Source organism: Salinirubellus salinus, from assembly GCF_025231485.1.
GTDB classification, from domain to species: domain Archaea; phylum Halobacteriota; class Halobacteria; order Halobacteriales; family Haloarculaceae; genus Salinirubellus; species Salinirubellus salinus.
This window is the reverse complement of sequence record NZ_CP104003.1, coordinates 1,213,064-1,227,175: the sequence shown is the minus strand read 5'-3', so window position 1 is coordinate 1,227,175 and position 14,112 is coordinate 1,213,064. Positions and strand designations below refer to the sequence as shown.

Here is a 14,112-nt window from a genome sequence, read left to right as displayed (position 1 = left end):
CCGCACCACGAACCATGACCGAGATACACCGCATCGAGTTCGAGACGGACTGGCCCCCCTGGCACGTCGCCGCGTACCTGCTGGCCGGCGAGGAGACGGTCCTCGTCGACGCCGGCGCGCCCGGTGACCACGGCTGGGGTGAACTGACCGACGGCCTCGCCGAGGCCGACCTCGCGGTCGAGGACCTCGACCACCTGCTCGTCACGCACCCGCACACCGACCACGACGGCCTCGTCGAGCGCATCGTCGAGACGGCCGACCCGACGGTCTACACGCCGCGCTCCGTGCAGGAACGGCTCCGCATGGACACCGCGCGGCTCTCCGAACGGGTCGAGCGCAACGCACGTGCGGCGGGCCTGAGCGACGACGACGTCTCGAAGTACGTCGAGCAGGCCGTCGACTCGGTGGAGCGCAACCGCGAGTGCTTCCCGCCGGCCTGCGTCGACGTCGCGCTCGAACCCGGCCAGGTGTTCGAGGCGGGTGAGTGGGAGTTCGAGGTGGTCCACACGCCCGGCCACCAGCGCGACCACGCCTGTTTCGCCGCCGAGAAGTGGTTGTTCGCCGGCGACCAGGTCATCGAACCGTTCCGCGCCGCGGCGCTCAACGTCGGCCTCGACGACGGCGTCTTCGACGCCATCTCGGAGTTCTACGAGGGCTACCGCCGACTCCGTGGCCGCGAGTTCGAGACCGTCTATCCGGGACACGGCCCCGTCTTCGACGACTTCGAGGGCGTGGTGGCGCAGTCCGTCGCGGACCTCGACGACCTCGTGAACGAGGTGAGCGATACGCTCGCGGAGTTGGCACCGGCGACGTGTCTGGACGTCGAGGAGACCCGAACCGAGGCGCGGTTCGACTACACGCTGTTCGAGACCGTGGGGGCACTGGGCCACCTGACCGACCGCGGGCGGGCGGTGTTCCGGGTCGAGGACGGGGTGCGGTACTACGAACCGGCCGAGTAGGCGGCCGGGTTACGGGACGAGGACGACCTTCCCCTTCGACTGCCGGTCCTCGATGAACTCGTGGGCCTCGGCGGCCGCCCCGAGGTCGAACGTGTGGCCGACCTGCACCTCGAGGGTCCCCTCGGCGAGCATCTCCGAGAGCTCCTGCGCCGCGCTCATCACCTTCATCGGCTTTCGTTGAGCGGCCTTCCCGAGGTGGTAGCCGATGACGGACTTGTTCCCGAACAGTAGCTTGTCCGTCGGCGGGCGGCCCGGCCGACCCGCGGCCGCACCGAAGGAGACCATCCGGCCGAACTCCTTCAGGGCGTCCAGCGAGCGCTCGGTGGTGTCCCCCCCGATGCCGTCGAGGACGAGGTCGAGGCCGTAGTCGGTCTCCGCGTTCACCCGCTCGACGAAGTCCTCCTCCACGTAGTTGATGGGGACGTCACAACCCAGCTCGACGGCCTTGTCGAGCTTCTCCTGAGAGCTGGCGGTGCCGAACACGCGGGCGCCGGCCTCGCTGGCGATCTGGACGGCGGCGGTGCCGACCCCGCCGGCGGCGGCGTGGATCAGGACGTCCTCGCCCTCCTCGAGGCCGCCCCACTCGTGGAGACAGTTGTGCGCGGTGAGGAACTGGACGGGGAAGCCGGCGGCCTCCTCGAAGCTCATCCCCTCCGGCACGTCGAGCAGCGTCGTCGCGTCGCCGATCGCGTACTCGGCGTAGCCGCCGATGCCGACCATCGAGACGACGCGCTGGCCCTCGGAGCGACCGACGCCCTCGCCGACGGCGTCGACGACGCCCGCGACCTCGAGGCCGGCGACGTACGGCGGCTCCGGCCCGCCGGTGTAGTGCCCACGGCGCTGCATGATGTCGGCGAAGTTGATGCCCGCCGCCTCCACCTCGATGCGGACCTCGCCCGGTCCGGGTTCGGGCTTCTCGACGTCCACGACCTCCATGGCGTCCGTGCTGTCGCTGAACTCCGTGACGCGTACGGCTTTCATACGGCGGCACGTCTCGTGCGGGACTGAAAAACCCACGCTTACAGGCGGGTCGCCCTCGGTCACTCACGGGTTCGTGAGGGTCCCACCGGGTGAGAACGACTGGCACGGTTCATACGCGAAAGGTGCCATGTGGTACCATGGCGACGACTGCACTCCGAGAAGAGGTACGAGAGGAACTGGTCCGGACGGCCCGGACGGTGGTCGGTGACGAACTCCGGAGCTTGACACACTTCACGGAAGAGACGGTGGACCAGCTGTATCTCCGGTCCGACCTCGACCCCGAAGCGGACCTGACCGGGTTCGCCGAGACCGAACGGCTCGGGTTCCGGTCGCAGTGGGACTACGGGGCGAGCGAGCTGGGCGACTACCGTTTCACCATCCGGGTGTTCGACCACGGCTACCTGACGCGGGTCATCGTGGGCAACCACGGCGTGTTCGTCACGACGGACTCGCTCGCTCGGACCCGGTTCGAGGAACTCGCGGCGGCGATAAAGGGCGTCCTTCGGGAGTACGCCTGACAACACGGTGTGGGTGCGGGGACGGCCCGTGTCAGCCCCCGCTCTCCGTTCCCGTCTCGGTTTCCGTCTCCGCGCCCGGCGACGGGGCCTCCGTCCCACCGTTCTCCCCGTCTCCCCCGCTGTTCACCGCGAGGTCGGCGAACGACACGCGCCCCGCCGCCACGATAGCGGCGGGTTCGAGTTCCGGATCCGTCAGGACGCCGCGAGCCAGCCCCACGGGACCGGCCCTCGGTTCCGGGAGTGCCGTCGGGTCGCTCGTCTCGAACGGTGCCTCGGTGACGTCGCCGACGACCACGCGCATCGCCATCCCGAACGTCTCGTGTGGCGAGCACAGGAAGTCGTAGACGCCCGGCTCGACGAACTCGACGAGGTACGTGTCGGGGACCGGCTCGGACGGTCCCCCAGCGCCATCGCCGTCTGCGCCGGGGGTCGCCGTGCCGTCCGGCGTGGACGTGCCCGTGGCCGTGGGTGTCGGCTCGCCCTCCGGGCCACCCGGTGGCTCCACGGCGTCTCCGGCGATGCTGTCGGGGCGCCAGCCGAGGATGGGCGTCGCCACGGGTCCCACGCCGACCGGCATCCGCCGCTGCATCCCGAACGCTGGGTGGTACGACGTGAGGTTGTGGTCCGGTGTCGCCGCCACCAGCCGCACCACGTCCCCGGGCTGGACCTGGAGGCCCGTCGGCTCGTAGTAGAAGTCCGCGGGTCGCGCCTCGTTCGTCGACGGCCCCACCAGCATGAGCACGTCGTGGACGGTCCCGGCACGCTCCGGGTCCGGGGTGCCATCGGTCTCCGTCCCCTCGTCCGTGCCGTCGCCGGTCTCGTCGTCCTCCTGCGCCAGTCGGACGCCACCGACCGCCGCCAGCGCCCCGCCGGCACCCACCGCGCGCAGTACGTCGCGTCGTGGCGAACGGAACCGTTCGCCCGAGTCGTTCCCTCGCATCCCACGGGATGATGGGGGTGCAAATGTTTGGTTATTTGTCATATACGGTGGTTTATCTCGGCTGGTCGACACTCCCGATGCCGGATTCGACGGGGCGAGAGGAACCTGACGTGGCGGACGTAGACGGCCCCTACCGGACGGGCCAGCACTCACGAGGACCGTCTCGGCGGCGAACCGTCGACCGGGCCGTCCCGGAGCCGTCTAGCGACGCGGATAGGTTTATGCCGAGCGGGCCTTGCCCTACACCCATGTCGTACGACTGTTCGTTCCTCGAGGACCTGCTCGCCGCGGCGCAGGTGTCGTTCGGGGACGCGGACCGGGAGAGCCACGCGGCCGACTGGGGTGCACAGGAGGCCGGCACCGGCGTCACGCCCGACGCCGTCGTCTGGCCCGAATCGACCGACGACGTGGCGACGGTCCTCGCGGCCGCCAACGAACGCGAGGTTCCCGTCACGCCCTACGCCGCCGGCACCTCGCTCGAGGGTAACGCCGTCCCGAAGTTCGCGGGGATCTCGATGGACCTCACGCGGATGAACGACGTGCTCGAGGTTCGGCCGGACGACTTCCAGATCGACGTCGAACCGGGCGTGATGGGTAACGTGATAGACGAGACGGTCGCCTCCCACGGGATGTTCTTCCCGCCGATGCCCTCCTCCGCGAACCTCTCGACCATCGGCGGGATGATCGTCAACGACGCCTCCGGGCAGAAGACGGTGAAGTACGGCGAGGTGGCCGACTGGGTGCTCGAACTCGAGGTCGTCACCGCCGAGGGCGAGGTGCTGACCTGCGGGTCGAAGGCCGTCAAGACCAGCGCGGGCTACAACCTCAAGGACCTCCTCGTGGGGAGCGAGGGGACCCTCGGCGTCGTCACGCGGGCCACGCTCCGGCTGGAGGGCCTGCCCGAGCAGATCCGCGGGGGGCGAGCCGTCTTCTCGACGCTTGTCGACGCCACGAACGCGGTGTTCGACGCGGTCCGCTCCGGGGTGGACGTCGCGAAGATCGAACTCGTCGACGACGTGGCCGCGGAGATGGCGAACGCCTACCTCGACACCGGCCTCCCGGACGCCCCGATGATCTTCCTCGAGTTCCACGCGAACCACGGCATCGAGGAGGAGATCGCATTCTGCGAGTCCATCTTCGAGAGCCACGACGTCGAGCGGTTCGAGATGGCCGACGAGGAGTCGATGGGGGAGCTCTGGCGGGCGCGCTCGGAACTGGCGTTCGCGCTCCAGAGCTACGACCCGGACCTGAAGCCGCTCCACCCCGGCGACATCACCGTCCCCATCTCGAAGTACCCGGAGATAATCCGCTACGCGAAGGAGCTCGGTGCCGAACACGACATCCTCGTCCCGACGTTCGGGCACGCCGGCGACGGCAACGTCCACTACTCCGTGATGGTCGACCCGGACGACGAGGCGATGCTCGCGGCCGGCGAGGAGGTGTACGACGCCGTCGTGAAGCGAGCCATCGAACTCGGCGGCACCGCGACGGGCGAACACGGCATCGGGATGGGCAAGCGCCAGTACCTCGAACTCGAACACGGCGCGGCCGGCGTCGAGATGATGCGACGGGTCAAGCGGGCGTTTGACCCCAAGGACATCCTCAACCCCGGGAAGGTGTTCCCGGAGACCATCGAGGAGGGTGGCCGGGTCCGCCTGACACCGGACGACGACTGAGCGTCCCGGCCCCGTTCGACCGGCCTGTTTTTACGTCGGCCTGCCGAACTGCCGCCCGAAATCGCTCCGCACTATGTCATCTAGCGCCTCCGACGGGACCGCAGACGTCGACCTGGTGCTCTCGGTGCTCGACGACGAGGGGTCGCGGCAGTTGCTCCTCGCGGCGGACCAGCACCGCTCGGCACAGGAACTCGCGGACCTGACCGGCATCCCCAACTCAACCGTCTACCGCAAACTCGACCGCCTCTCCGAGGCCGGTCTGGTCGACGAACAGACCATGCTCCGTACCGACGGCAAACACACCACCACGTACCGGACGGACTTCGACGCCATCCGCATCGCCCACGGCGGGTTCGAGCGGTTCCGCGCCGAGGTCGAACGGGCACAGGAGGAGCCGAGTGAGCGACTGGCGGACCTGTGGAGTCAGGTCCGGGAGGAGACCTGATGGTCCACCCGCTCGTCGTCACAGCGCTGAAGACGACGACACTCCTGTTCGGTGGGCTGGTGACGTTCTTCGCGTTCCGTGCGTACCGACGGACCCACGCGCGACCGCTCGGATTGCTCGCGCTCGGGTTCGCCATCGTCACCCTCGGGAGTCTGCTCGCGGGCGTGGTCGACCTCGTCTCGGCCTTCGACACCCAGACGGCACTCGTCGTCGAGTCGGCGCTGACGGCCACCGGGTTCGGGGTCATCGCCTACTCGCTGTACGCGCGGGACTGAGCCCCGCACGAGAACCCGGCGGCGCGCGGCCGTCTGGTGCGGTCGCGGCCCCCTCTCCCACCCGCCGAGCGAGGCGCTTGTGGATCTAACGTCTTACTGGAGTGGTTCGCGCCGGAGGCGCGAACCCGACGGCAATAGTTTAGTCGTGTATCAACACGTCCAGCACCTCCGGGCCGTCCTCCGCCAGTGCCTCTTCCAGTGCGGGGACGATCTCGTCAGGCGTCTCCACGAGCCGACCGCGCGCGCCGTGGCTCTCGGCGTTCTTCGGGATGTTCACCGCCGGCTCGAAGTCCATCCCGACGAACTCGTAGTCCTCGTGGGTGCCGCCCATCAGGTCGACGGTGTTGTTCTTCAGGATGCGGTAGTTGCGGTTGTCCGGGACGACGACGACCATGTCGAGGTCGTGGCGCGCGGCGGTGTACATCGAGTTGGGGTAGTAGAGGTACGACCCGTCGCCGACGTAGCCGACGACCGTTCGCGGTGCGTCGGTCTCGGCCTCGGCGATGGCCGCGCCGACGGCCGCGGGGAGGCCGTAGCCGAGGCCGCCACCCTTGTTCGCAACCCAGTGTTCGGGCGCGAGCGGGAACCGGGTCTGGAGCGCGAACTTCGCCGTGACGCCCTCGTCGACGATTACCGCCTCCGGGGCCACCTCGGTCATCGCGTCGACCAGTTCGGCCTTCGAGGCGCGGGTCTCGCCCTCGGGTTTCTCGTCCTCGCCCATCTGTTGCATCGTCGACTGGAGCGACCCCTTCATCGTCTCGACGTACTGGAGGCGCGACTCACGTTCCTCCTCGTCGAGCCGCTCGCGGACCCGTTCGGCGATGGCCGACATCACCCGGCCGGGGTCACCGACGACGGCGGCGTCTGCGGGGGTGTTCTTGGCCACCTCCCACGCGTCGTTCGAGACGTGGACCTGCGTGGCGTCCTCGGGGACGATGGGGTTCTCGTGGCGGAGCAGAGTGGTGTTCGTGGACGTGCCGACGAACGCCAGCGTGTCCGTGTTCATCAGCATCGACGCGATACCCTCGCTGACCCCGATGAAGGAGATCCACTGCTCGTGGTCGGTGGGGAAGTTCACCTCCGAGGAGAGTATCTCACCGTGCACCCGGGCCCCCGTCGCCTCCGCGAGTTCGACGGCGGCGTCGACGGCGTCGGCACGGGCCACCTGGTCGCCGAGGACGAGAACCGGCTGGTCCGCTTCGACGAGGTAGTCCGCGGCGGCGTCTATCTGGTCCGGGTCGCCGGCGCCGGCGTCCGGGATGGGGCCGAGCGGTTCGGGGTCCGCACCCGTCGCCTCCAGCATCACGTCCACAGGGAGGGCGAGGAACACTGGCCCGGTCGGGGGCGTGAGCGCGGTCCGGAACGCACGCCGGAGTATCATCGGGAGCGCGTCGACACTCGTGACCTCCGCCGAGTACTTGCAGAACTGGTCGACCATCGCCTCGAGGTCGCCGGTCAGGATGGGCTCCTCGTGGCGGAAGTCGAGTTCGTGGTTGCCGGCGGTGACGACCAGCGGCGCGCCGGACATCATCGCGCCGTAGATGTTCCCGACGCCGTGGGCGAGGCCGGGGGTGACGTGGAGGTTCACCACGCCGACCGGCTGGACGCTCTCGTCGTGGTTCGCGTGGTAGCGGCGGGTCTGGGCGTAGCCCGCCGCCGCCCCGACCGCGATGTCCTCCTGCAACCCGAGGACGTACTCCAGGTCGCTCCGGGAGAGCGCGTCCATCACCGGGAGTTCGGTCGTGCCGGGGTTCCCGAAGACGTGGGTGACGCCGTACTCCTCGAGTGCGTCGACGAACAACTCCGCGCCGGTGTACTCCTGCTCGCTCATAGCCGATGCACCGACGGCTACGGCTTATACTTCCCCCCGTCGCTCGACATCCCGGGCCCTACGCCATCTGGCCGTGAGTGGCGAAGATGACGAACCCACCGCTCGGCAGGTCGTGGATGGACTCGGTCTGTTCGAACGTCTCGCCGGCGCTGGTCTTGCCGGTGGCCTCCCCGATCCAGTGCCCGGCCGCGGCCAGCGTCGGGAGCACCTCACGGTAGACCCGCGCCACCTCCTCGTCGGGGTGGAGGATCTCCCAGGACCGGCCCACGAGCGTCTCCCGGTCGTAACCGTGCATCTCGAGGAACTGGTCGTTCACGTACTCGATCTCGCCGTCGCCGTCGACGATACAGATGCCCTCCGGCGCCGAGTCCGTCGCCTCGACCTGCCGCCGGAGCCGAGTCGACGTCTCCACCGTCTCCACCGTACTGGTGATGTCGCTCGCCAGCAGGGCGAAGTGGGCCGTCCCGCCTCGGCCCTTCTCCAGGTAGCGGCTCACGCCACGCTCCAGCGCGAGCGGCCCCACCGTCTCCGTGTCCTTGCCGGTGAACAGGATGAACGGGAGTTCGGGAGCCCAGTTACGGAGTTGCTCCATCAGTTCCAGCCCGTCCATCCCCGGCATGTCGTAGTCGCTCACCACGCAGTCCGGCCGGGCATCTCGGGCCGTCGTCACCGCCGCTGCGGGGTCGGTGACCGTCTCCACCTCGAACCGGTCGGACTCGCGAGTGAGGTACTCGGCGATGACGCCGGCGACGTCCGGGTCGTCGTCGACCACCAGCACCCTGATGGGGCCGAACTTCGTCATACGACAGCAGAGGCGTGGTACGGTATAAAGCCTGAGTGGCCGCGAGAGTCCCTCAAGGTCTCGAAATCGAGAGTATCGCCGTCCTCACTCGGCGGTCGCCGACGGCGCGAGCGCCTCCATCGTCTCCAGTATCTGCGCCACGCTCGCTCCCCGCGGGAACGAGATGGAGAGGCTGTCGACGTGGTCGAGGTCGGCGAACTCGGCGAGCAGGTCCCGGGCCTCGTCGGGCGTCCCTCCGACCGCGATGGAGTCGAGCAGGTCGTCGTCGATGGCCGCCAGCGCCTCCTCGCGGTCACCACCGTTCCACTCGTCGTAGACGGTGTGTGCCACCTCCTCGTGGCCCTGTCGTGCGAGGTTGTCGCGGTAGTAGGTGCCCATCCCGCCGATGTAGAACGCCACGTGCTGTCGGACGAGTTCGCGCGCCTCCGTGCCGTCCTCGAGCGCACAGCAGGTGAGTGAGAGCGTCGTCCGCACGTCCTCGGGGTCCTTGCCGGCCATCTCGGCCCCGCGGTGCAGGTCATCGAAGCGCTCGTCCAGCCCGTCGCGCGTGAGCATCAGCGCGTGCCACCCGTCGGCGAACCGTCCGGCGAGTTCGACGGCCTTCGGCCCCATCGCGGCCGCGTCGATGCGCGGTGCGGGGTCGGGGGCCTCCTGCCGCAGACGGAACCCGTCCAGTTCGAAGTACTCGCCGTCGTAGGTCACCTCCTCGCCGGTGAGCACCTGCTTCACGATGTCGATGGTCTCGCGGGTCCGCTTGAGTGGGTTCCCGAACTCCATCCCGTGCCAGTTCTCGATGACGATGGGTCCGGAGGGACCGACGCCGAGGCGGAACCGGCCGTCGCTCACCTCCTGCAGCGAGGCGGCCGTCATCCCGACGAGGGCGGGCGAACGCGAGTAGACCGGCATGATGGACGTGCCGATGCCGATCTCCTCGGTGTTCTCGGCGACGGCCGTCAGGGTGACGGCGGCGTTCCGGCCCCAGGACTCGGGGAGCCACGCCCGGTCGTACCCGAGTTCTTCGGCTCGCTGGGCCTGTTCGACGAGCGCGTCCACGCTCGGCTGTGCGGCGACCGGCAGGAAGACGTCACGGTCGGTCATGGGTCAGAGGTCGGAGTCCTCGAGTGGCGGGACTCCCTGTGCCGTGATGGTCTCTCCGACGATGTACGACGAGGCCTCGCTCGCGAGGAACTGGACCATGTCGGCGATCTCCTCGGGCAGCCCCATCTCCTTCGCCACGTCCCTGCGGTCCACGTCGGAGGGGTCGATGCCCATCTGCGAGGCGACGCCGGGCGTCCCGACCAGCCCGGGCGCGATGCAGTTCACGCGGATGTCTTGGTTCGCGTACTCCGCCGACAGCGACGCCGTGAGGTTCACCACGGCCGCCTTCGCCGCCCCGTAGTGGCTCATGTAGCGCGAACCCATCGTCCCCGCGACGCTCGCGAAGTTGACGATGGTCCCGCCGTCGCCCTGCTCCTGCATCTGCTGGCCCGCGACCTGCGCGCCGTGGAAGGTGCCGTGGAGGTTGATGTCGACGATGGTCTTCCAGCCGTTCTCCGAGATGTCGTCGAAGCCCGCCATGAACGACGCGCCCGCGTTGTTCACCATCGAGTCGATGCGGCCGAACTCCTCGACGGTCGTGTCGACGAGGTTCTCGACGCTCTCGCGTTCCCGCACGTCGCACTCGACGGCGATGGCCCGCCCCGGCGCGTCGGCCTCCTCGATGCCGGCGACGACCTCGTCGATCTTCTCCTGCGATCGCGAGGAGACCACGACGTTCGCGCCCTGCTGGGCGAACTGTTCGGCGGTCACCCGGCCGATACCCTGCGAGGACCCCGTGATGACGACCGACTTGCCCTCGACCGAGAAGGTGTCGCTCACGTCTACCATGCCCGCTCACCGTGCGTGTGTGTGGCTGTCGTTTCCATCGTTAACTACGCCCCGGCGATAGACACCTACTGTAAATAAAGGTACGTCCGTCTTGGACCGCCCCCTTCATGCCAAAACCGGGTCGGGGGACCGGTCTCTGCGCGAAAACCAAGCGTTATACCCGGGGCGTGGCTCCTTCCAACGGATGAGTGAGAGTCGGACGCAGAGCGTCGCAGGCGCCCACCGCATCGAGTTCGAGGTCGACTGGCCGCCGGGCCACGTCGCCTGCTACGTCCTCGGCGGGTCGGAACCCGTGCTCGTCGACGCGGGGATGCCCACCGACGACGAGAGCGACCACGACCGGGAGGGCACCCTCCGCGACGGACTGGCCGCCGTGGGGCTCGAACCGGCCGACGTCGAACACCTCCTCGTCACGCACCCGCACGTCGACCACGTCGGTCAGGTCCCCACCGTCCTCGAGGCCGCAGACCCCACCGTGCACGCGCCTGCCGGCGTCGAGGAGCGGTTCGGCCGGGACGTCGACACGCTCGGCGATCGAGTCCGCGAGAACGCCCGGAGCGCCGGGCTCACCGGCGACCAGCTGGCGGACGCGGTCGAGATGGCCACCAAGTCGCTCCGCCGCGACAGCCACCTCCTGCCCGCCGACCGGGTGGACCACTGGGTCACCGACGGCGAGCGGTTCACCCTCGGCGAGCACGACCTGCGCGCGGTCCACGCGCCCGGTCACCAGGCCGACCTCCTCTGCTACGAACTCGAACTCGGCGGCGAGAACGCGCTCCTCGCCGGCGACATGGCGATGGAGCCGTTCCGCGGCGTCGCCATCCACGACGGCCTCGACGACGGGGTGTTCGAGGCGTTCGAGGCCTTCTACGACGCCCTCGACCGACTCGCCGACCTCGATGTCGACCGCGTCTACCCCGGCCACGGCGCCGTCCACGACGAGTTCCAGCGGGTCCTCGAGCGTGACCGCGGGAGCCTGGACCGTCGACTGGAGGGGGTCGCCGACGCGCTCGCCGACGGCGTCCGTACCGTCCCCGGTGTCGCCGTCTCCATCGCCGGGGAGCGGCCGGTGCGCTACATCCTGCCCGAGGCGTTCAGCGCGCTCGCCCACCTCGAACGGGTGGGCCGCGCCACCGTCACCGTCGAGGACGGCGTGCGCTACTACGACCCGGCCTGAGCGGCCCGCCTGTCGCGTCGTCCCGTCCGGCGCTGCAGCCGATACCCTCTTGGCCCGCCCCACGACACTCCACCTGTGACCGAGTACGAGTACGACGCCGTCTGCTGGGACATCGGCGGCGTCATCGTCGAACTGAAGTCCATCCGGGAGGGGTACGCCGCGTTCGTCGGGGAACTGGCCGCGGCGTACGACCTCGACCCGGAGGCGGCGCTGGAGACGTGGAAGTCGGCGCTCGGCGACCACTTCAGGTCGCGCGACGGCACCGAGTACGTCACGGCCCTCGAGGGCTACCGGAAGGCGACGGACGCCCTCTTCGAGGACCCTCCGGACGAGGAGGCGTGGATGCGCACCTTCCGCCGGACGAGCGAGGCGTCGATGCGACCGGAGCCGAACGCCGTCGAGACCATCCGGGCGCTCGACGAGGCCGGCGTCCACCTCGGCATCGTCTCGGACATCGACACCCGCGAGGCCGACTCGATGCTCTCCACCTTCGGGGTCGCGGACGCGTTCGACGCCGTCACGACGAGCGAGGACGTCGGCTACACCAAGCCCGACCAGCGGATGTTCGAGGACGCCATCGGGAAGGCCCGCGCGAACGGCGTCGACCCGGACCGCACGCTGATGATCGGGGACCGGTACCGCCACGACGTCGAGGGGGCCGCCGAGGCGGGCCTGACGCCGGTGGCCTACGGCGACGGTGCCAGGGGACCGGCGGCCGCGCACGAGATAGACGACCTGCTGGCGTTGCTCGAAATCGTCGGCGTCGAGCGGTAGGCACCACCCGACCGCAGCGCCGTGCGGTGTGGTCCCGCCTCGCATCTGTGGCCGAACTCTTATCGCAGAGGCTGCAGATTGGTCGCCCGTAATGGACTTCGGACTCGCAGACAAGACCGCCATCGTCACCGGTGGCGCCGGCCGAATCGGGAGCGAGGACTGCCGCGTACTGGCACAGGAGGGCACGGAGGTCGTCGTCCTCGACGTCAATCACGAGGCCGCCGAGAACGTGGCCGACGAAATAAACGACGGCGACTACGCCGGCACCGCCCACGCCGTCGAGTGTGACCTCACGGACCGCGAGCAGGTGAGCGACACGGTCGCCGCCCTCGAGGAGGAGACGGGTGGCATCGACATCCTCGTCAACAACGCCGGGATGGTCGACGCGCGCGACCGCCTCGAGAACTTCGACGACGAGATCTGGGACCGGGACATGGACATCAACCTCACGGGCACCTACAACATCACGAAGGAGGTGTTCCCGCGGATGAAAGAGCGCGAGTGGGGCCGCATCGTCAACATGTCCTCGATGGCCGGCTGGCAGGGTGGCTTCGGACAGGCCTCCTACTCGGCGACGAAGGCCGCGCTCATCGGCTTCGGCAAGACCCTCGCGCTGGAAGGCGCCCAGAGCGGCATCACCTCGAACGTCATCGCACCGAGCATCGTCGTCGGGGCACTCGCGGACATGCCCATCGACCAGCTCGAACAGATGGACGAGCACTTCGCCCGTATCGCCAAGGCGACGCCGATGCGGAAGCTCGGCACGGAGGCGGACGTCTCGAACCTCATCGCGTTCCTCTGCTCGGAGCAGGCCTCCTACATCACGGGACAGGTCGTCGGCGTCACCGGCGGCATCGACCTGTTCAGTTTCTGAATCGACGGACGAACCGGGAGGGATAAACGACGAGGGGCCGACCTCCACCCGTGAAACAGCGGTACGCCGCCGTTGGCCTGTTCGCCCTCCTCGCGACGCTCTGGGGCCTCTCGTTCCCCGCCATCAGCGTCGGTCTCGAGACGCTCGAGCCGGTGCTGTTCGCGGCGTTCCGCTACGACGTCGCGGCCGTCCTGCTGGTCGCGCTCGCCGTCACCCGGACGACGGAGTGGCGCCCCTCGGCCCGCGACGACCTCGTCGCCGTCGTCGCTGGCGGGGTGTTCCTCGTCGCGGGCAACGCGCTCCTGTTCGTCGGCCAGCAGACCGTCGCCTCCGGGGTCGCTGCGGTGATGCAGAGTCTCGTCCCCATCGCCACGACGCTGTGGGCGCTCGCCATCCTGCCGGAGGAGCGCATCTCGGCGGTCGGTGCGGTCGGCATCCTGCTCGGGTTCGTCGGCGTCACACTCGTCGTCCGTCCCGACCCGACCAACCTCCTCGGCGGGGCCACGGCGGGCAAACTCCTCATCCTCGCGCAGGTGGTGAGCGTCGCACTCGGTGGCGTGCTGGTCCAGCGGGCGGCCCCGACGCTCGACCGGGCGGCGCTCTCGGGGTGGTCGATGGCCGTCGGGGCCGTCGTCCTGCACGGGGTGAGTCTCGCGGTGGGTGAACCGCTCGCGCTCCCCGGCGTCCCGCTGGCGTGGGCCGCCGTCGCCTACCTCGGCGTCTTCGCCACCGCGCTCGCCTTCTTCATCTACTACACCCTGCTCGAGGTCCGGGGCGCGCTGGAGACCTCGCTCGTCGCGTACCTCGTCCCCGTGGTTGCCACCCTCGCGGGCGTCTTCCTCCTGCAGGAGTCCATCGACCTGCTCACGGTCGTCGGGTTCGCCGTCGTCTTCGTCGGCTTCCTCCTGCTGAAGCGCCGCGCGGTCGCCGACCTCGTGCGCGGGGCCCGAACGCCACAGCCGGGCGACTGACC

The 14,112-nt window shown here is 69.3% G+C and carries 15 protein-coding genes; 9 read left to right on the top strand and 6 right to left on the bottom strand.

From position 1 onward, the window contains the following. Window positions 1-14 precede the first annotated feature (14 nt). Window positions 15-959 carry an MBL fold metallo-hydrolase gene (locus tag N0B31_RS06800; RefSeq protein WP_260595111.1) on the top strand — a complete coding sequence of 315 codons (945 nt, stop codon included), beginning with the start codon at window positions 15-17 and terminating at the stop codon, window positions 957-959. 9 nt (window positions 960-968) lie between these two features. On the opposite strand, the gene N0B31_RS06795 is transcribed toward N0B31_RS06800, so the two are convergent. Further along, a complete protein-coding gene (locus N0B31_RS06795; RefSeq protein WP_260595110.1) occupies window positions 969-1,940 on the bottom strand; it encodes a quinone oxidoreductase family protein in 972 nt (323 codons plus the stop codon). Window positions 1,941-2,077: 137 nt separating this feature from the next. Between N0B31_RS06795 and N0B31_RS06790 the strand changes: the two genes are divergently transcribed. Then, complete coding sequence (locus N0B31_RS06790; protein WP_260595109.1) at window positions 2,078-2,458, top strand: DUF7522 family protein; 381 nt, start codon at window positions 2,078-2,080, stop codon at window positions 2,456-2,458. A 31-nt stretch (window positions 2,459-2,489) separates the two neighbouring features. Here N0B31_RS06790 and N0B31_RS06785 read toward each other — a convergent pair whose 3' ends face one another. Next, entirely contained in the window at window positions 2,490-3,398 is a 909-nt protein-coding gene (locus N0B31_RS06785; protein WP_260595108.1) for a plastocyanin/azurin family copper-binding protein, read from the bottom strand. Window positions 3,399-3,646: 248 nt separating this feature from the next. Here N0B31_RS06785 and N0B31_RS06780 point away from each other — a divergent pair, with 248 nt between their 5' ends. The 3 genes from N0B31_RS06780 to N0B31_RS06770 all read left to right on the top strand — a co-directional run bounded on the left by N0B31_RS06780 (window position 3,647) and on the right by N0B31_RS06770 (window position 5,794). Further along, window positions 3,647-5,074: an FAD-binding oxidoreductase gene (locus N0B31_RS06780; RefSeq protein ID WP_260595107.1), complete on the top strand. Its 1,428-nt coding sequence runs from the start codon at window positions 3,647-3,649 to the stop codon at window positions 5,072-5,074. A gap of 73 nt (window positions 5,075-5,147) precedes the next feature. Beyond that, window positions 5,148-5,519, top strand: coding sequence for a winged helix-turn-helix domain-containing protein (locus tag N0B31_RS06775; RefSeq protein WP_260595106.1), 372 nt, complete (start codon window positions 5,148-5,150; stop codon window positions 5,517-5,519). Further along, complete coding sequence (locus tag N0B31_RS06770) at window positions 5,519-5,794, top strand: DUF7521 family protein (protein WP_260595105.1); 276 nt, start codon at window positions 5,519-5,521, stop codon at window positions 5,792-5,794. The genes N0B31_RS06775 and N0B31_RS06770 overlap by 1 nt, the downstream gene beginning before the upstream one ends. 139 nt (window positions 5,795-5,933) lie before the next feature. Here N0B31_RS06770 and N0B31_RS06765 read toward each other — a convergent pair whose 3' ends face one another. From N0B31_RS06765 to N0B31_RS06750, 4 genes are all read right to left on the bottom strand, one after another. After that, the gene (locus N0B31_RS06765; RefSeq protein ID WP_260595104.1) at window positions 5,934-7,625 is read right to left on the bottom strand and encodes a thiamine pyrophosphate-binding protein; all 1,692 of its coding nucleotides are present in this window, start codon (window positions 7,623-7,625) and stop codon (window positions 5,934-5,936) included. A gap of 58 nt (window positions 7,626-7,683) precedes the next feature. Further along, window positions 7,684-8,427 (bottom strand): response regulator, encoded by a 744-nt coding sequence (locus tag N0B31_RS06760; RefSeq protein WP_260595103.1) that lies wholly within the window; start codon window positions 8,425-8,427, stop codon window positions 7,684-7,686. Between the two features lie 84 nt (window positions 8,428-8,511). After that, complete coding sequence (locus N0B31_RS06755) at window positions 8,512-9,525, bottom strand: TIGR04024 family LLM class F420-dependent oxidoreductase (protein WP_260595102.1); 1,014 nt, start codon at window positions 9,523-9,525, stop codon at window positions 8,512-8,514. Between the two features lie 3 nt (window positions 9,526-9,528). Continuing rightward, on the bottom strand, window positions 9,529-10,314 hold the full coding sequence (locus N0B31_RS06750; RefSeq protein WP_260595101.1) for an SDR family NAD(P)-dependent oxidoreductase: 786 nt from the start codon (window positions 10,312-10,314) through the stop codon (window positions 9,529-9,531). Between the two features lie 184 nt (window positions 10,315-10,498). Here N0B31_RS06750 and N0B31_RS06745 point away from each other — a divergent pair, with 184 nt between their 5' ends. The 4 genes from N0B31_RS06745 (at window position 10,499) to N0B31_RS06730 (ending at window position 14,110) form a co-directional block, all read left to right on the top strand. Continuing rightward, window positions 10,499-11,491 (top strand): MBL fold metallo-hydrolase, encoded by a 993-nt coding sequence (locus N0B31_RS06745; RefSeq protein WP_260595100.1) that lies wholly within the window; start codon window positions 10,499-10,501, stop codon window positions 11,489-11,491. A gap of 75 nt (window positions 11,492-11,566) precedes the next feature. Continuing rightward, window positions 11,567-12,265 (top strand): HAD family hydrolase, encoded by a 699-nt coding sequence (locus tag N0B31_RS06740; protein WP_260595099.1) that lies wholly within the window; start codon window positions 11,567-11,569, stop codon window positions 12,263-12,265. Between the two features lie 91 nt (window positions 12,266-12,356). Next, window positions 12,357-13,139, top strand: coding sequence for an SDR family NAD(P)-dependent oxidoreductase (locus N0B31_RS06735; protein WP_260595098.1), 783 nt, complete (start codon window positions 12,357-12,359; stop codon window positions 13,137-13,139). Between the two features lie 50 nt (window positions 13,140-13,189). After that, on the top strand, window positions 13,190-14,110 hold the full coding sequence (locus N0B31_RS06730) for a DMT family transporter (RefSeq protein ID WP_260595097.1): 921 nt from the start codon (window positions 13,190-13,192) through the stop codon (window positions 14,108-14,110). The last annotated feature ends 2 nt before the right edge of the window (window positions 14,111-14,112 follow it).